13 protein-coding genes are annotated in these 16,097 nt (G+C 73.8%); 3 read left to right on the forward strand and 10 right to left on the reverse strand.

The genetic code is table 11. The annotated features are described in order from the left end of the window. Nucleotides 1–53 precede the first annotated feature (53 nt). From WME75_RS27050 to WME75_RS27090, 9 genes are all read right to left on the reverse strand, one after another. Nucleotides 54–743: a LolA family protein gene (locus WME75_RS27050; protein ID WP_437476736.1), complete on the reverse strand. Its 690-nt coding sequence runs from the start codon at nucleotides 741–743 to the stop codon at nucleotides 54–56. Between the two features lie 258 nt (nucleotides 744–1,001). After that, the gene (ruvC, locus tag WME75_RS27055) at nucleotides 1,002–1,541 is read right to left on the reverse strand and encodes a crossover junction endodeoxyribonuclease RuvC (protein WP_437476738.1); all 540 of its coding nucleotides are present in this window, start codon (nucleotides 1,539–1,541) and stop codon (nucleotides 1,002–1,004) included. 4 nt (nucleotides 1,542–1,545) lie between these two features. Continuing rightward, nucleotides 1,546–3,054, reverse strand: a complete 1,509-nt coding sequence (locus tag WME75_RS27060; protein WP_437476741.1) for an FAD-binding oxidoreductase — start codon at nucleotides 3,052–3,054, stop codon at nucleotides 1,546–1,548. Nucleotides 3,055–3,103: 49 nt separating this feature from the next. Continuing rightward, nucleotides 3,104–5,302 carry a hypothetical protein gene (locus WME75_RS27065; protein WP_437476744.1) on the reverse strand — a complete coding sequence of 733 codons (2,199 nt, stop codon included), beginning with the start codon at nucleotides 5,300–5,302 and terminating at the stop codon, nucleotides 3,104–3,106. Between the two features lie 41 nt (nucleotides 5,303–5,343). Next, on the reverse strand, nucleotides 5,344–5,544 hold the full coding sequence (locus WME75_RS27070) for a hypothetical protein (RefSeq protein ID WP_437476747.1): 201 nt from the start codon (nucleotides 5,542–5,544) through the stop codon (nucleotides 5,344–5,346). 242 nt (nucleotides 5,545–5,786) lie between these two features. Continuing rightward, nucleotides 5,787–7,295 carry a PQQ-dependent sugar dehydrogenase gene (locus tag WME75_RS27075; RefSeq protein ID WP_437476749.1) on the reverse strand — a complete coding sequence of 503 codons (1,509 nt, stop codon included), beginning with the start codon at nucleotides 7,293–7,295 and terminating at the stop codon, nucleotides 5,787–5,789. A 392-nt stretch (nucleotides 7,296–7,687) separates the two neighbouring features. Further along, complete coding sequence (locus WME75_RS27080; RefSeq protein WP_437476752.1) at nucleotides 7,688–9,217, reverse strand: serine/threonine-protein kinase; 1,530 nt, start codon at nucleotides 9,215–9,217, stop codon at nucleotides 7,688–7,690. A gap of 218 nt (nucleotides 9,218–9,435) precedes the next feature. After that, a complete protein-coding gene (locus WME75_RS27085; protein ID WP_437476754.1) occupies nucleotides 9,436–10,596 on the reverse strand; it encodes a hypothetical protein in 1,161 nt (386 codons plus the stop codon). Between the two features lie 29 nt (nucleotides 10,597–10,625). After that, nucleotides 10,626–12,188: a serine/threonine-protein kinase gene (locus WME75_RS27090; protein WP_437476757.1), complete on the reverse strand. Its 1,563-nt coding sequence runs from the start codon at nucleotides 12,186–12,188 to the stop codon at nucleotides 10,626–10,628. Nucleotides 12,189–12,428: 240 nt separating this feature from the next. Here WME75_RS27090 and pdxH point away from each other — a divergent pair, with 240 nt between their 5' ends. Both pdxH and WME75_RS27100 read left to right on the forward strand, forming a co-directional pair. Continuing rightward, nucleotides 12,429–13,016, forward strand: coding sequence for a pyridoxamine 5'-phosphate oxidase (pdxH, locus tag WME75_RS27095; protein ID WP_437476760.1), 588 nt, complete (start codon nucleotides 12,429–12,431; stop codon nucleotides 13,014–13,016). A 62-nt stretch (nucleotides 13,017–13,078) separates the two neighbouring features. Beyond that, nucleotides 13,079–13,492, forward strand: a complete 414-nt coding sequence (locus tag WME75_RS27100; RefSeq protein WP_437476763.1) for a secondary thiamine-phosphate synthase enzyme YjbQ — start codon at nucleotides 13,079–13,081, stop codon at nucleotides 13,490–13,492. A 160-nt stretch (nucleotides 13,493–13,652) separates the two neighbouring features. On the opposite strand, the gene WME75_RS27105 is transcribed toward WME75_RS27100, so the two are convergent. Beyond that, nucleotides 13,653–14,111 (reverse strand): globin domain-containing protein, encoded by a 459-nt coding sequence (locus WME75_RS27105; protein WP_437476765.1) that lies wholly within the window; start codon nucleotides 14,109–14,111, stop codon nucleotides 13,653–13,655. A gap of 322 nt (nucleotides 14,112–14,433) precedes the next feature. On the opposite strand from WME75_RS27105, the gene norR reads away from it, so the two are divergent. After that, complete coding sequence (gene norR, locus WME75_RS27110; RefSeq protein ID WP_437476768.1) at nucleotides 14,434–16,005, forward strand: nitric oxide reductase transcriptional regulator NorR; 1,572 nt, start codon at nucleotides 14,434–14,436, stop codon at nucleotides 16,003–16,005. The last annotated feature ends 92 nt before the right edge of the window (nucleotides 16,006–16,097 follow it).

Here is a 16,097-nt window from a genome sequence, read left to right on the forward strand (position 1 = left end):
CGGCAGTGGCAACGCGGCGGTGGCTCCGCGCCGGGAACATGGCGGGAATGGCGTCAGGGGCGGACGACGCGCGTGCCGGGAGGGGGCGTGAAGTCGAACTCGTTCTTCGCGGTCGGTTGATTGACGACCGGCGACGCGAAGTCGAACCGATTCCGGTTGCCCTGCGCGTCGAGGATCAGAACGCGCCGGACCTGGTTGGTCTGCCCGTCCACGTAGAGGAGCATCTTCTGATAGGCAGGGGTCGCCTCCTTCGGCGTCCCCTCGAGGACATAGCCGCCCTCGAACTTCATCTGCGCCGGGTCGAGCAGGCGCAGCGAGAAATCCTTCGTGAGCTGCCCCTTGCCCATCAGGAACGAGAGCGCCGCCGGGTACTGGGAGCCCTTCACCGGCGTCTCGAACATCTGCTCGTTGTCCTTCTCGTAGACCTTGATCGTGACGCCGTCGGAGACGACGCGGTTCCCGTTCGGCGCGTCGTAGACCCAGCTCATCTTGCCGGGCTTCTCGAAGATCACCTTGCCAGTGGAGACCTTCTTCACGTCCTGGACCTTGATCGTGTACGTCTGCGTGAAGCTCGCCTTGAAGGTCTTCGTGGAGTCGTAGAACTGCTGGACGCGCCTGCCGAGCTCCTCGGCGCTAGGGCCCGCGGCCTGGGACTCGCCGGCGGTCGCGAGCACGACCATGGCAGGCGCCGTCAGCCCGATGAGGCACGCGGCGGCCAGGCGGTAAAGTGAGGTTCGCGTCATCCTTCCCGATCTCCTTTGATGTCCAGAGGCGTGTCGCCTCCGCGCTTCGTGAGACAGGGGCACCGGTGATGCACCGCCGGTTCCCCCGGCGACCGCCGCCCTCGCTGAAGCCGGGGCGCGCCGCACGTTTTCACTTTGGACGCGGCGCGGGCGCGTCCAATGCAGGCTCCATAGCACACGGGGTGTGCGCCCGGACCGCCCGGGTCGCGCCCGGCGGATCCGCGTCGAGCCCAGCCGCCGCGCCCCGCGGGCCCACGCTCAACCCGGGCGCGCCCGTCGCGGCCGGGCCCGGGACCGGACGGGCGCGCCGGACGCCGCCAGCGCGGCCGCGAAGCCCGCGGCGCTCAGGTGGGTCATCGCGATGGCGAGCGCGTCGGCCGCGTCCGGCCGCGGGGGCGCGGCGAGGCGCAGGACCGCGGTCATCACCTGCGCCACCTGCGCCTTCTCGGCCGCGCCCCGGCCGACGATGGTCCGCTTCACCAGCGCCGGCGCATACTCCGAGATCGGCACGCCGGCGCGCGCCAGCCTCAGCAGCACGACCCCGCGCGCGTGGCCGAGCTTCGCCGCGCTCTGCGCGTCCTTCGCGAAGAACAGGCTCTCCACCGCCGCCGCGTCGGGCGCGTGCGCGGCGATCACCTTCCCGAGCTCGTCGTCGATCTCCACCAGCCGGCCGGCAAACGTCCCGGTCGTGTCGATGTCGATGACGCCGTGCGCGATGTGCTCGATGCGCGTGCCCTGCCGCACGAGCAGGCCCCAGCCGAGGTGGCGCGACCCGGGATCGATGCCGAGGACCCGCATCGGCTCAGCAGGCCCCGTGCGACGGCGCAGCGACGTGGGTCGGGAAGCCCGGCGCGCGCTCGGTCCCCCCGTCGCGCTCGCCCCGCTCGACCGCGGTGAGCGCGCGTCGCGGGAAGATCTTGTGCGGGTTGAGCAGGCCCTTCGGGTCGAACACCGCCTTGATCCGGCGCTCGAGCGCGATGAGCTCCGGCGACTGCTCGAGCGCGAGGAACTCGGCCTTCGACGTCCCGATGCCGTGCTCGCCGCTCAGCGTGCCGCGCATGCCGATCACCGCGTGGAACAGGCGCGACAGCGCCGTCTCCACCTGGGGGAGGAGCTCCGGATCGTTCCAGAGCAGGTTGACGTGGAGGTTGCCGTCCCCGGCGTGGCCGTACGTCAGCATGCGGACGCCGGTCGCCGCCGAGATCTCCGCGACCTCGTCGAGCAGCGCCGGGATCTTGTTGCGCGGGACCACGACGTCCTCGGAGATCTTGTGGCGCGCCATGGCGCGCGTCGTGGGCGAGAGCTGGCGGCGCGCCTCCCAGAGCCGGTCGCGCTGCGCCTTGTCCTGCGCGACGAGGACGTCGAGCGCCCCGGCGTCCATGCAGACCTCCCCCACCCGCTCGGTCTGGACCTCGCAGTCCGCGGGCTCGCCGTCGACCTCGATGATCAGCATCGCGCCCGAGCGCTCGTCGACCCCGACGCCGCGCGCCCGGACCGCGTCGAGCGTCGAGCGGTCGAGCAGCTCGAGGCAGCGCGGCACGACGCCGGCAGCGACGAGGGCGCTCACGGCGCGCCCGCTCGCGTGCACGTCCGGGAACAGGCAGAGCAGCGTCATGACCGACGGGGGCTTCGCGATCAGCCGCAGCGTCGCCTCGGTCGTGATCGCCAGCGTGCCCTCGCTGCCGACGAGCAGCGCCGTGACGTCGTAGCCCGTCACGCCCTTCACCGTGCGCCGGCCGGTGCGGAGGCGCGTGCCGTCGATGAGGATCGCCTCGAGGCCGAGCACGTACTCGCGCGTGACGCCGTACTTGAAGGCGCGCGGGCCGCCGGCGTTCTCGGCGATGTTGCCGCCGAGCGCGCACATCTTGAGCGAGTTCGGATCGGGCGGGTAGAAGAGCCCCTCGGCCTCCACGGCCGCGTGCAGGTCGGCGAGGATGACGCCCGGCTCGACGACCGCGACCTGCTCCTCGCGGCTGATCTCCTTGATGGAGCTCATGCCGATGGTGGCGATGACGATGCCGCCCGCCACAGGCACCGCGCCGCCCGACTTGCCGCTGCCGGCGGCGCGCGGCACGACCGGCACCTCCGCCTCGCTCGCCGCCCGCACCGCCTTCTCGATGTCGGCCGCCGAGGACGCGAGCACGACCGCATCCGGGCTCACCGGCGGCTGATCCGACTCGTCCCCCGCGTAGGCGGCGCATCCCTCGGCCGACGTGATGACCTTCGAGGGGCCGAGCGCGCGCTCGAGGAGCCGGCGCGCCTTGTCGATGGCCGCCGCCGACGGGCGCGGGAACTCGGGGTGAAGTCGCATCTCGCCTATTTACCGCGGATCGCGCGGCGACGCTGCGGGATCCGCGCGGTCAGAGCAGATCGAGGAAGGCGAGCAGCGCCTCGATCGCCCCGGCGTCCAGCGCGGCGAGGCCCTCGCCCGCGGGGGCGCCGTCGTGGAAGAAGGCGCCCGGCGCGGCGGCGGCGCTCGGCCCGCCGTCGGCGGCGGCGGCGCGGCCGCCCATATCGCCGAGGCGCGCCCGCTCGAGCACCTCCCGCAGGCTCTTCGCCGAGCCGTTCGTGAAGTACGGCCGCTTCTTGTAGAGCCGCCGGAGCGACGGCACCCGCGCGCCGTCCTCGTGCACGTACGGCACGACGCCGGTCCTCTCGTACCCGGCCCGGCCCCACACGATCGCCCCCTCGGGCGCGAGCACGAGCTCCTCCCAGCGCTCGAACGGCGCCGCGGAGCCGGGATCGTCGCTGCGGAGCACGGGCGCGTGGCAGCGCGCGCAGCGGTCCCGGAACGCCCGAGCGCCGTCGCGCTCGAGCGAGGTGAAGCTCGAGCGGCCGAGGGCGGCGGGGTTCGCGCGGTGCGAGAACGCCATGAGAAAGCTCATGAGCGCGCGGCGGAGCGCCTCGGGCGGCAGCCCGGCGCGCGCGGCGTCGGCCAGCCCGAGATCGACGAGCCACGGGGCGTCGGCGGCGGAGAGGGCGAACCACGGGTCGTGGCCGCTCAGCGCGCCGGCGACGCGGAACTCGTTGTCCGCCACCGCGGTGAGATCCGGATCGAGGGCGCGGGAAAAGTGGGGGCGGTTGTTGAACAGGCCGAGCAACGGCTTGGTCGTGGCGCGCACGTCGCCGCGGCCCGTGTGGTGCGTGCGGCCGTCGACGTACCCCTCGAAGTGGCACGTCTCGCACGTGAAGCGGCTGAGCGGCCCGTCGGTCCCGTTCCAGGGCGCCATCAGCGACGTGAAGAAGAGCGCCTCTCCGAGGCGGAGCTCCTCGGAGCGAGCGTCCTCGCCGCCGTCCTGGACCGGCCGCTTCGAGACGGCGCCGTCGTCGCCCGCGTCGAGCAGCCACGCGTCGAGCAGGGGGTTCGCATAGGCGAAGGCGCCGCCGCCGAGCGTGGCCATGGCGGCGACGCCGGGGGCGAGCGGGCGGGTGGAGACCTCCGGCGCGGCCGAGAGGCCGGCGTCCGTCGCGCGGAAGAGGAGCTCGGCCCGGCGATCGCCGCCGTAGCCGGTCGCGACCACGCGCACGCCGGCCGCGCCCGGGAGCGCCGAGAGCGCGATCGCCTTCGGGGTGAGCACACCGAGCTCCGAGACGTTCACGGCCGAGAGGCGCGCCGCCTCGGGCCGGGCGCCGGTGGTGACGCGGTAGAGGAAGACGAACGAGTCGATGTAGCCAAACGAGCCGCCGGTCCGGTCGAGCGGGCGATCCTCGACCCCGCCCGCGGCGAGCAGGAGCCCGCCTCCGGCGTCCGCCGTTTCGAGCGCGTCGAAGCTCCAGATCGGGCCGTCGTGGCGGATGCGCGCCGCGCCGCCCGGAAGCGGGCGGCCGTCCGCGCCGACCGGGAGCACGACGAGCGTGTGGTCGAGGAGGCAGTCGACGATCAGGTGGCGCGCGAGGCGGACAACGCGGAACGGGCCGGCGCCGATCGGCTCATCCCAGCGCTCGACCTCGAGGCGCCCGTCCGCGCGGGCGGGACCAGGGCGCAGCGTGAGGAGCGCGCCGGCGCGCTCGTCGAGCGCATAGAGGACGCCCTCGGGGCCGGCCGCGACGTCACGGACGCCGTGGAGTCCCGCGAGCTCGATGCGCCCCGCAGGCTCGAGCGAGGCGCCGCGCACGACGTAGCGGAAGAGCGCGGGCGACGCCTCGCCGCTCGCGAAGACCTCGCCGGACGGCATGACCGCGACCCCCGTCGGCGAGGCCGGCGCGGGGGCGCGGGAGAGCTCGCGCAGCGACGCGTCGAGCAGGACGAGCGCGTCGCGGCCGCGGAGCGGCGAGAGCAGCGCGGGCGCGCCCGGCGCGGCGGGGCGACCCCGCGGATCCACGGGGCGAAGCGCGATCGGATCGGGCCCGAGCAGCCGGTCGGAGCTGGGCAGACGGGAGAAGTCGGTCGCGGCGCGGCGGGACGCCTCGAAGCGCCGCAGCGGGTCGAGCGGGTCGGGGCCGCCGCCGGGGGCAGACGCCGCGGAGCCGGGGCCGCCGCCGGGGGCAGGCGCCGGCGGGCGGCCGTCACAGGACGCGGCGGCGAGGCCGAGCGAGAGCGAGAGCGCGAGGCGGAGCATGCGCCGATGCCACGGGGCAGCGGGCCGAGCCGCCGCGCCGATCACCAGCCGCCGGTGCTCGCCGGCTTGGCGGTCTCGGCCGGCGCCGTCTTCGCGGGCTCGGCCGCCTTGGGCGCGGGCTTCACCGGCTCGGCCGTCGTCGCGGCCTTCGGCGGCTCGGGCGTCACCTGCTGGTGCTTGTCCTCGCAGCCGATGAGACACACGGCGCCGAGCGCCACAAGCACGGTCAAGAAATTCTTCATGGGGCTCCTCCTGAATGAGCGGCGCAAGCGAAGCACATTCGCTGGGCGCTCGGAAGGGGGGCGCTCCGCCCACAGCGAGCGAACGCGGCACGACGGTTGCTGCGGCGATGGAGGGTTGCTGCGGTGATGCGAAGCCGGCGCGCGTCGACGCGCGCGCCGGGGGTGCGGGCACAGGCGGGCGCGCGCTGGAGGCAGGGCGCGAGGCGCCGGCTGTCCGGCGCCCGCACCCTGACCGCGCTCGCTCACGTCCCGGGGACGATCTTCACCAGGCTGTTGCGGTTCGCCACGAAGTAGAGCTCGCCGGCGTTGTCCTCGACGATCGCGGTGAGCGCCTGGAACGCCGGCAGGCCGCCCTGGCGCGTGAACGCCGGAGCGTTGGGCGTGTTCGGATCGGGGTTCTTGGTGAGGAGCGTGACAGGCGACGTCTTGTCCCCGCACTGGACGAGCGCGCCCATGCGCGCTCCGGTGTAGTCGCCGAACAGGTACACGCCCTTGAGCTGCGGCACCTCGCTGCCCCGGTACACGAAGCCGCCGATGACCGACACGTAATCGCGGTACGGCCCCGTCGCGCTCTGCCGCCGGTCCATGTCGACGATGGGCGGCGTGTGCGTCGTTCCCGCACGCAGGTCGCGTCCGCGGCAGGTATCCGCGTGGTCGCCCTCGTGCTTCGCCCAGCCGAAGTTCAGCCCCGACACGCCCGCGGGAACGAAGTCGACCTCCTCGTAATCATTCTGGCCGACATCGCCGATGTAGAGGTCGCCCGTCGCGCGATCGAAGCCGAAGCGCCACGGATTGCGCATGCCGTAATGCCAGGTCCGCGCGCCGTCGCCCGGGAAGGGATTTCCGGCCGCGGCGTGCGGCGCGGGAGCGTTCGGATCGAGGCGCAGGATCTTGCCGAACGGCGAGTTCAGGTCCTGCGGAGCCCCGGGCTTGTTGTCGTTGCAGGAACCGCCTCCATCGCCCGTGCCGACGTAGAGCATGCCGTCGGGCCCGAACACGATATGGCCGCCGTTGTGGTTCACCATGGAGCTGTCGAGCTGCAGGATCGTCCTTGTGGGCGTCGGGTTGGCCACGTAAGGGTCGTTGGAGCGCTGGTACTCGAGCACCGTATCGCGGTTCATGCTCGCGCCCGCGGTCGGCGTCATCATGATGTAGAACTTGCCGCTCGTCGCGTAGTCGGGCGGGAACGCGATGGTGAAGAGCCCGCGCTCGTCGTCGAACGCACCGGTGAGGAGCTGGATGTCTTTGCTCACGTCGAGGAAGACCGCCGGCCGCAGCGCGCCGCCCGTGAACACGCGGATCTGCCCGGTCTGCTGCACGAGGTACCAGTCGCTCGATCCCTTCGGCTGAGCGGCGTAAACCATCTTGTCCAGGCCTGTGACGACGGGAGCGAGCGCCAGCTTCCCGACGTCGGGGGCCGCGCTGGCGTCGCACGCCGGCGGCTCGCCGCCGCCCGTGCCGCCCTGTCCTGTGGTGCTCCCGGTCGCCGGCGTGCTGCCGCCGGCACCACCGGAGCCGCTCGCCGTCCCACTGCCGGTCCCCGTCCCGCTCCCGGCCCCCGTCCCGCTCCCGGCCCCCGTCCCGCTCCCGGCCCCCGTCCCGGTGGAGCCCTGGCTCCCGGCGTTGGACGTTGCGTCGCCGGAGCTGGTCGCCCCGTCATCGCTGCATGCGCCGGCGCCCAGCGCGAGACACGCGCTGCCAACCAGCGAGAGGGACATCCAGAAAGCCAAGGTCGTTCGCTGCTTTGTCATGGGACGCATTCTACCTGACAGGCGCCGTGACGCCCACATGATCTATTGCCCGGGAGAAAGAGCCTGGTCTTCAGTCGCAGAGGCCATGGCCCACGGGCCCAAAGGCAGCCGATAGGCCCGCTCGGCCGCTCGCCACCGTTCTTCGCTATCGAATGGCATGGTCTTGCCCACGCAGTCAATCGGGGCGTTCAGGTGGAATGCGCCTGACACGCGCCGAGGCGCTCCGGCGATGCGCCGGATGTCTCTCCAAGGCAGACAATTGAAACAGAGCGGTAGTCAAGAATCCCGCTTGCAGGTCGGGCCTGGCTATATTCCCGCCCAGCATCCTTCTGATCACCGCCTGCACGGATCACCACCGGCGACGCCCACCGCCGAGGCTCACCGGACGTCAGTCATCGCGGATCAGAGAAGAGGTCTTGTGGAGGGGGCGGCGGGCGCCGAGGCAGCGGCTGCGCAGGCCGCACCGGCGGCCGTACGACCGGCGCGGGAGCGCTCGCCGGCGGCGCCGTGGGCTCGCTCGCCGGCGGCAGCGCACGCGAAGCCCCGAGCGCGCCTGGCTCCGGCGCGGGGCCGCCGTCGAGCAGCTCCGGGAGCTTGCCGGCCGCGGGCCCGGGCAGCGCCACGGGCGCGGCCTCGCCGTGCGGCGGCGTCTCCGGCGACAGGGAGGCGCCGAGCTCCGTGCCCGGCGCCGGAGAGCGCAGCGCGACCCACCCGAAGCCCGCGCCGACCAGGAGCGCCGCGGCGAGGCCCGCCGCGATCCCGAACGCGCGCGCCCCGGTGCGGCCAAGGCTCGCGGAGGCGCCTGCGCCGCTCCAGGAGCGATCCGGGGCCGCGCCGTCGGCCACGAGCGCCGCGGGCGCGCCGGACCACGCGGAGATGGCCGCCACGCCGGGGCCGCCCGAGCTGCCGCCGGGCTGCGGCGGCGCGCTGGCGGGCCCGGGCGCCGTGGAGAGCGGGCGCCGCGGCGACGCGAGCCCGCTGCGCCCTTCGACGATCGCGTCGAGGCGGATCCGCAGCACGCGCGCGGCCCGCTCGGCCAGGTGCTGCGCGTGCGGCGGCGCGAAATGGGCGAGCTCCGCGGCGAGCTCGGCGATGTTGCCGAATCGCTCGGCAGGGTTCCTCTGGAGGCAGCGGTGCACCGCCCACTCGAGGCGCTCGGGCACGTCGGCGCGCAACCCGCGGAGCCGCGGCGGCCCCTCCAGGATGCGGTCGTAGATTTCCATCACCGACTCGCCCCGAAAGGGCAGGGCGCCCGTGAGCAGCTGATGGAGGATCGCGCCCATCGACCAGACGTCGGCGCGCGCATCGACCGTCTTCGAGGAGACCATCTGCTCGGGCGCCATGTAGAGCGGAGAGCCCAGCATCGTCGATGTCTGGGTCATGTCGGACACCTCGGGCGCCGTCATCCCCGCCGCGAGGGCCATCTTGGAGATGCCGAAATCGATGACCTTGATGAGCGGGCTGCCGTCGGCCCGCTGGCTCAGGAACAGGTTGTCCGGCTTCAGATCCCGATGGATGATGCCGAGCGCGTGCGCCTCCGCGAGCGCCTCGCACGCCTGCAGCAGGTAGTCGCACGCGAGCTCGACCGGCAGCGGCCCGCGGTCGCGCAGCAGGGCTTTCAGGTCGGTCCCCTCGAGGTACTCCATCACGAGGTACGGCTCGCCCCCGGCGAGCTTGCCGACGTCGTACACCCGCGTCACGTGCTCGCTCCGGATGCGCGCCGCGGCCTGCGCCTCACGCAGGAAGCGGGCCACGAGCTCCGGGCGCGACAGCGTCTGCGGCAGCAGGAACTTGATGGCCACCCGCTCGCCGAGCAGGAGATGGCGGGCGGCGACCACCACGCCCATCCCGCCTTCTCCGAGGACACGCTCGACCTCGTATTTCCCCGCGAGGACGTCCCCCTGGATGACCGGTGCGACCATGCACGTCCTCGCCTTCGTGCTCCCGATTATCAAATTGGAGAGGCCGTCACAACTCAGGCGTCCCCGAAGCCTCGCCGTCCACAGCGACGTTGAGGCCCGACTGGACCTCTTCTCCGCCGATGAGGCGGCTCACCCGGCTAGATGCCGAAGATCCCATTGCAGCCCGCGAGCACCATCACCGCCACGAAGCTGCCACTCCGGCTCATCTCGCGCTCCGCTCAGAAAGTGCCCGTGATCCACGCGCTCCCGGGGCCGAGGCCGACGCGCGCGCGAAAGGGAGCGTCGCCCGCCCGACCGCGCCCGCCCGCGGATGCCGTCCCGATGTCGGGCGCAGAGGGCGCGGTGATCCAGAGGACCGCCCCGCCGACCGCGAGGACCGCCCCCCCGATGAACACAACCGTCCCGATGTTGCCGGTCCTGACCGCGTCGCCGCGGAGATCGAGGCCCGTCTGATCGATGCACCGGCCCTCCTCGTCGCAGTGGCCGCCCTCGGTGGCCTCGTCGAAGGTCGACTTGGCCATGAAGCCGAGCACCGTGCCGACGCCGAGCCCGACCGCGCCGAGCCCGACCCCCACCATGCCGATCGGCCTGCGGAGGCTCCCGCCCTGCGGCGGCGGCGGGGCGGTCACCGGCGGACGGGCCGTGGGCGGCGGCGCGACCGTCACGCGCGACGTGGCGCTCGATCCCGCCGCGGAGTCCGGCTCGGCCGCGCGCTCGAGCGCGGGCACGGTGACGCCCACCACGCCCGGCTTGTCGATCACGACCTTCGTCTCCCAGGGCTCGTGCCCGGGCGCCGCGGCGGCGACCCGATGCTCGCCGGGGTCGAGCGGCACCGCCGTCCCCCAGAGCGCCCGCCCCAGGGCGACGCCGTCCCGCGTGAGCTCCAGCCCGGAGAGCGCCGCCTCCTTCGGGACCACGATCTGCAGGCGCGAGAGGCGCGGCTCGAGCGCGGCGGCCCGGGCGCGCGCCACCCGCTCGCGCTCCGCCTGCCCGGCCGACAGCGAGGCGGCCGCGACGTCGCGGAAGCCAATCCACGCCGTCGCGGTCCGGCCGATGCGCTCGTAGCAGTCGGAGAGGTTGAAGAGGGTGCCGATGCCCGGGTCGATCTGATGGCTCTCGGCGAGCTTCGGGCAGGCCTCGGCGTGCTTGCCCGCGGCCATCAGCGCGCGCCCCTCGTCGAACAGCGCGACCGCGGCGGCGCGCTCCTCCCGGGTGGGCTCCGCGGCGCGCGCGGCCGGCGCGAGCGCCGTGAGCGCGGCGAGCGTCGACAGGAGCGCGAGCGCTCGGCGGCGCGCGCCCCCGGTCCACGGTGCGCCGGAGGCCGCCGCGCGGTAGCCAGCCTCAGGAGAGGTGCTCGAGTGACGACAATGGCAAAGCAAGACAGGACCTCTCTTGGGCTCACGTGATGTCATCGTGGATCAGAAAACAGGTCTTGCGGCCGGGACGACGTGGGCCGAGGCGGCGGCTGCGAGGGCCGCCCGGGCGGCCGCGCCCCCTTCGCTGACACGGCCGGCTGGGGCGCCGTGGACCCGCTCGCCGCCGGCTCCACCGTCCCGAGCGCGCTGACGGCCACGGTCGCGCTCGCCCCCGGCTGCGCCGCGGGGCCGCCGTCGGGGAGCTCGGCGAGCCCGCCGGCCGTGGGATCCGCCGCAGGCGCCGCCGCATCGCGCGACGGCGTCTCCGGCGACGACGAGGGCGCCGGCGCCCCGGCCGCCACGTCCGGCGCGGGGGGGCGGAGCGCGAACCACGCGAGCCCCGCGGCGCCGAGGAGCGCCGCGGCGATCGCCGCCACGATCCCGAGGGCGCGCGCCCTGGTGCGACCGCTGCCCGACGAGGCGCGCGTACCGCCCCAGGAGCGATCCGTGGCCGCGCCGTCCGTCAGGACCGCCGTGGGCGCGCCGCCCCACACCGCGCCGGCCGGCGCACCCGGGCCGCCCGAGCTGCCGCCGGGCTGCGGCGACGCGCTGGCGGGCCCGGGCGCCGTGGAGAGCGGGCGCCGCGGCGACGCGAGCTCGTGGCGCCCGTCCGCGCCTGCCTCGGCGAGCGCGTCGAGGCGGATCCGCAGCACGCGCGCGGCGCGCTCGGCCAGGTGCTGCGCGTGCGGCGGCGCGAAATGGGCGAGCTCCGCGGCGAGCTCGGCGATATTGCCGAATCGCTCGGCAGGGTTCCTCTGGAGGCAGCGGTGCACCGCCCACTCGAGGCGCTCGGGCACGTCGGCGCGCAGCCCGCGGAGCCGCGGCGGCCCCTCCAGGATGCGGTCGTAGATCTCCATCACCGACTCGCCACGGAAGGGCAGGGCGCCCGTGAGCAGCTGATGGAGGATCGCGCCCATCGACCAGACGTCGGCGCGCGCATCGACCGTCTTCGAGGAGACCATCTGCTCGGGCGCCATGTAGAGCGGAGAGCCCAGCATCGCCGAGCTCTCGGTCATGTCGCGCACCTTGGGTCCCGTCGTCTCCGCCGCGAGGGCCATCTTGGAGATGCCGAAATCGATGACCTTGATGAGCGGGCTGCCGTCGGCCCGCTGGCTCAGGAACAGATTGCCCGGCTTCAGATCCCGATGGATGATGCCGAGCGCGTGCGCCTCCGCGAGCGCCTCGCACGCCTGCAGCAGGTAGTCGCACGCGAGCTCGACCGGCAGCGGCCCGCGGTCGCGCAGCAGGGCCTTCAGGTCGGTCCCCTCGAGGTACTCCATCACGAGGTACGGCTCGCCCCCGGCGAGCTTGCCGACGTCGTACACCCGCGTCACGTGCTCGCTCCGGATGCGCGCCGCGGCCTGCGCCTCACGCAGGAAGCGGGCCACGAGATCAGCGCGCTGGCGCGCCTGCGGCAGCAGGAACTTGATGGCTACCCGCTCGCCGAGCAGGAGATGACGGGCGGCGACCACCACGCCCATCCCGCCTTCTCCGAGGACGCGCTCGACCTCGTATTTCTCCGCGAGGACGTCCCCCACGTTGACCGGTACGACCATGCACGCCCTCGCTCTGAGTCTTCGCTAGTATCAAAACGGCGAGTGCGCGACAACGCGAGCTTTCCCGGAAAGAAAAGCCGCCACGCCCTCCTCGCCGCCGAGGGCGCGCGCATCGCCGCCGGGAGAACGCGCGCGCCTTGTTTCCTCGCCACCTCGACACGGCGCGTTCGCGGGGACAAGGGGCCCGTTCGAGTTCGCCAGGCGCGCTCGCTGCCTGTATATGCATGCCGCAGTTTCACCATGACCAACGAGCCGACCGACCCCTTCGCCCTCGCGCGCGAGCTCCTGGAGCAGCGGCAAACCACTGAACCGACCGACGCGACCGCCATGACGCTGGCCACGGCGGATGCGTCCGGGCGCCCCTCGGCGCGGATGGTGCTGCTGAAGGGCATCGACGAGCGCGGGTTCGTGTTCTTCACCAACTACGAGAGCCGCAAGGCGCTGGAGATCGCGGCGAACCCGTTCGCCGCGCTGTGCATCCACTGGGCGAAGGCGGCCGAGCAGGTCCGTGTCGAGGGCCGCATCGAGCGGATCAGCGACGCAGAGTCGGATGCCTACTTCGAGACCCGCGCGCGGGGCAGCCAGATCGGCGCGTGGGCGTCGCGGCAGAGCGCGCCGCTGCCCTCGCGCGAGGAGCTCATCGAGCGGGTGCGCGAGATCGAGGCCCGCTTCGAGGGACGCCCGGTGCCCCGGCCGGCGTTCTGGGGCGGCTACCGCGTGGTGCCGGAGCGCATCGAGCTCTGGCGCGGCCAGGAGAGCCGCCTGCACGATCGCGTGCTCTACCTCCGCGACGGCGACCGCTGGCGCGTCGAGCGGCTCTACCCCTGAGCGGCGCGATCGTTGATCGCGCGCTCCGTCACGCTCCGTGACGTGCGCGCGCGGGAGGAGCCATGAAGTCGAAGACCGAGTATTTCTACTTCGAGACGAAGGCCAAGCGCGAGCTCATCAACGTCACCGATCGCGTCGCGGCCGTCGTCGCCGCGAGCGGCATCCAGGAGGGCATGGTCCTCGTGAGCGCCATGCACATCACCGCCGGCGTGTTCGTGAACGACCACGAGCCGGGCCTCTGGGAAGACATCTGGGCGTGGCTCCAGCAGCTCGCCCCCGAGGGGCCCGACTACCACCACCACCGGACCGGCGAGGACAACGGCGACGCCCACCTCAAATCGATCCTCGTGCACCACCAGGTGATCGTGCCGATCACCGCGGGGAAGCTCGATCTCGGGCCGTGGCAGCAGATCTTCTACGCCGAGTTCGACGGCAAGCGGCGCAAGCGCGTCGTCGTCAAGGCGATGGGAGAGTGACGCCCCCGGCGCGCCGCGCCAGCCCCGCGGGCGGCGAGGTCGAGGGGGCGTCGCCCAGGTTCCGCGCGCCAGCGATCCCTGGCGCGCGGAGGGGCGGGCGCGACGTGCGCGCCGAGTCATAACGCATCGAATTTATTGATATTTTTGCCGGATCGGCGCGCTAGCCGCCGACCTGCGCCGCGGGCGCCGGCGCGTCGGGCCGGCCGGCGCAGTACGTCCTCGCTCCGCCCTGCATGAGCGAGGCGATGGCGCCGAGCGCGTCCGTCCAGGCCTGCTGGTGCTCGGGGGTCCAGTCGGCGGCGGCGACCTCGGCCATCGCCGAGATCAGCGCGTCGGCGACCCAGGGGTACATCGCGTCCGTGACGCCGTAGTCGACGTGCTTGGCCCCCATCGCCATGAGCTTCTCCTCGAGCCAGGACGCGTCTTCCAGCCGGTCGATGACCGCGGCGAGCGTCTCGGTGAGCATCTTCTCCTGATGGTCCTGGCTGTTGCGCCCGAAGAGCGGCTTCACCTGCGGATACCGCGAGAACAGGATGCCGTAGAAACGGTGTGTGAGGTTAGGCTCCCTCTCGATCACGAGCTCGAAGCTCTCCCGCAGCAGGCCCACGTTCAATCCCATGACAACCCTCCGAGCCGGGCGCGGTGCCCGCGCGCCAGCCGTTTTCTTCGCCGTCCAGCTCCCCCGCCGGCGCACAGGGACATCGCACGGGCCGTGCCATGAGCGTCTCTCCGGCAGATCGCGCCGATCCCGCCCGCCCGGCGCGCGCCGCGACCGGCGACGGTTTCCTCCAGGAAACCAGGCCCGCAGCCGCGCGCGGTCGCGAAGGCGACGCCGCGCCCGCGAGACGCCCAGCCGCGCTTGCGCCGCCGGACCCCAGGGTGTTTCCTGCGGTGGTTTCCGGAAGGAAACCGCCGTCGCATCCGTCTCCTCGAGGAACCCCGTGACCCTGCTCGACGCCGTGCTCAGCCTGTCCGAAGCGCCCGTCCGCGACGAGGCGCTGCAGCGGATCCTGCGCGCGCTCGCGCAGGTGACGGCGGCGGACGCGCTCTCGGTGCTCGCGGCCTCAGAGGACGGGTCGGTCGGCGTCGCCGCGCAGATCGGGCTGTCGCCGGCCGCCCTCGGGATCAGCTTCCGGCCCGCGGAGCACCCGCGGCTCCGCAGGGCGACGCTCGCGGCCGGGCCGATCCGGTTCCTCGACCCGAGCGAGCCCGACCCCTACAGCGGCTGGCTGCTCGGCAGCGCCGGCGAGATCAACCCGATCCACGCCTGCATGGCCGTCCCGCTCCGCGTGCAGGGCCGCCTCGCGGGGCTGCTCACGCTCGACGCCTGCGATCCCCACGGCCTCCGCGGCCTGCGCGACGAGGACGCGCGCGTGTTCGCGGGGCTCTGCGCCGGCGCGCTGCGGCTCGACGCCGGCCTCGCGCCGGCCCTCGCCACGACGGAGGCGGGCCTCGCGCTCGGCGGCGCGCCCGGGAGCCCGGCGCTGCCCGGCAGGTCAGCCGCGATGCAGCGGATCGAGCGCGAGATCGCGATGCTCGCCCCGCTGCCCGTGCCGGTGCTCATCACGGGCGAGACGGGCGTGGGCAAGGAGCTCGTCGCCCGCGCGCTGCACGAGCGGTCGCCCCGGGCGGGGCGGGCCCTCGTGATCGTCAACTGCGCGGCGATACCGGCCCAGCTCGTCGAGTCGGAGCTCTTCGGCCACAGGAAAGGCGCCTTCACCGGCGCCACGGCGGCGCGCGCCGGCAGGTTCGAGGCGGCGCACGGCGGGACGATCTTCCTCGACGAGATCGGCGAGCTCCCGCTCCCGGCGCAGGCGCAGCTCCTGCGCGCGCTGCAGGAGGGGGAGATCCAGCCCGTGGGCGAGGACCGGGCGCGCCGCGTCGAGGTGCGGGTCGTCGCGGCCACGAACCGCGATCTCCGGCGGGAGGTCGCGGAGGGTCGCTTCCGCGCCGATCTGTTCCACCGGCTCTGGGTCTACCCGATCTGCGTGCCGCCCTTGCGCGAGCGGCGCGAGGACATCCCGGCGCTCTCGGAGCGCTTCGCCGCGGAGGTCGCGGCCGAGCTCGGCGCGGAGCGCGTGGACTTCACCGCGCCGGCGCTGCTCGCGCTCACGCAGGGCGCCTTTCCAGGCAACGTCCGCGAGCTGAAGAACACCGTGCAGCGCGCCGCGCTGCGCCGGACGATCGCGGAGGGCAAGAGCGCCGCCGGCAGGCAGCTCGTGCTGCGGCGCGAGGACGTCGATCCCGTCGCCGGCGACGCGCCGGAGCGCCCCGGCGCGCTGCTCGTCGAGCCCGCCGGAGCGCCGCTGTGGCTCGGGGACGCGCCGCCGGAGGAGCCGGTGGTGCCGCTGGTCGAGACGCTGGAGAGGGCGCGTCGCGAGGCGTTCGCGCGCGCCTTCCGGGCCGCCGGCGGCAACGCGGCGACGGCGGGCCGGCTGCTCGGGCTGAGCCGCTCGTTCGCCTACAAGGAGGCGGTGCGCCTCGGGCTCGTCCCCGCGCCGCGCAAGCGCTGACGAGCTCGCGGAGGCGGCGCGGCCCAGGCCCGTGCCGGCGCCCGCGCAGCGCGCGCGCCGAGGCGCTCGAGAGCGACGCCGTCGCCTCGACG

The sequence above is a fragment of the Sorangium sp. So ce1014 genome (genome assembly GCF_051521505.1).
Lineage (GTDB): Bacteria > Myxococcota_A > Polyangia > Polyangiales > Polyangiaceae > Sorangium.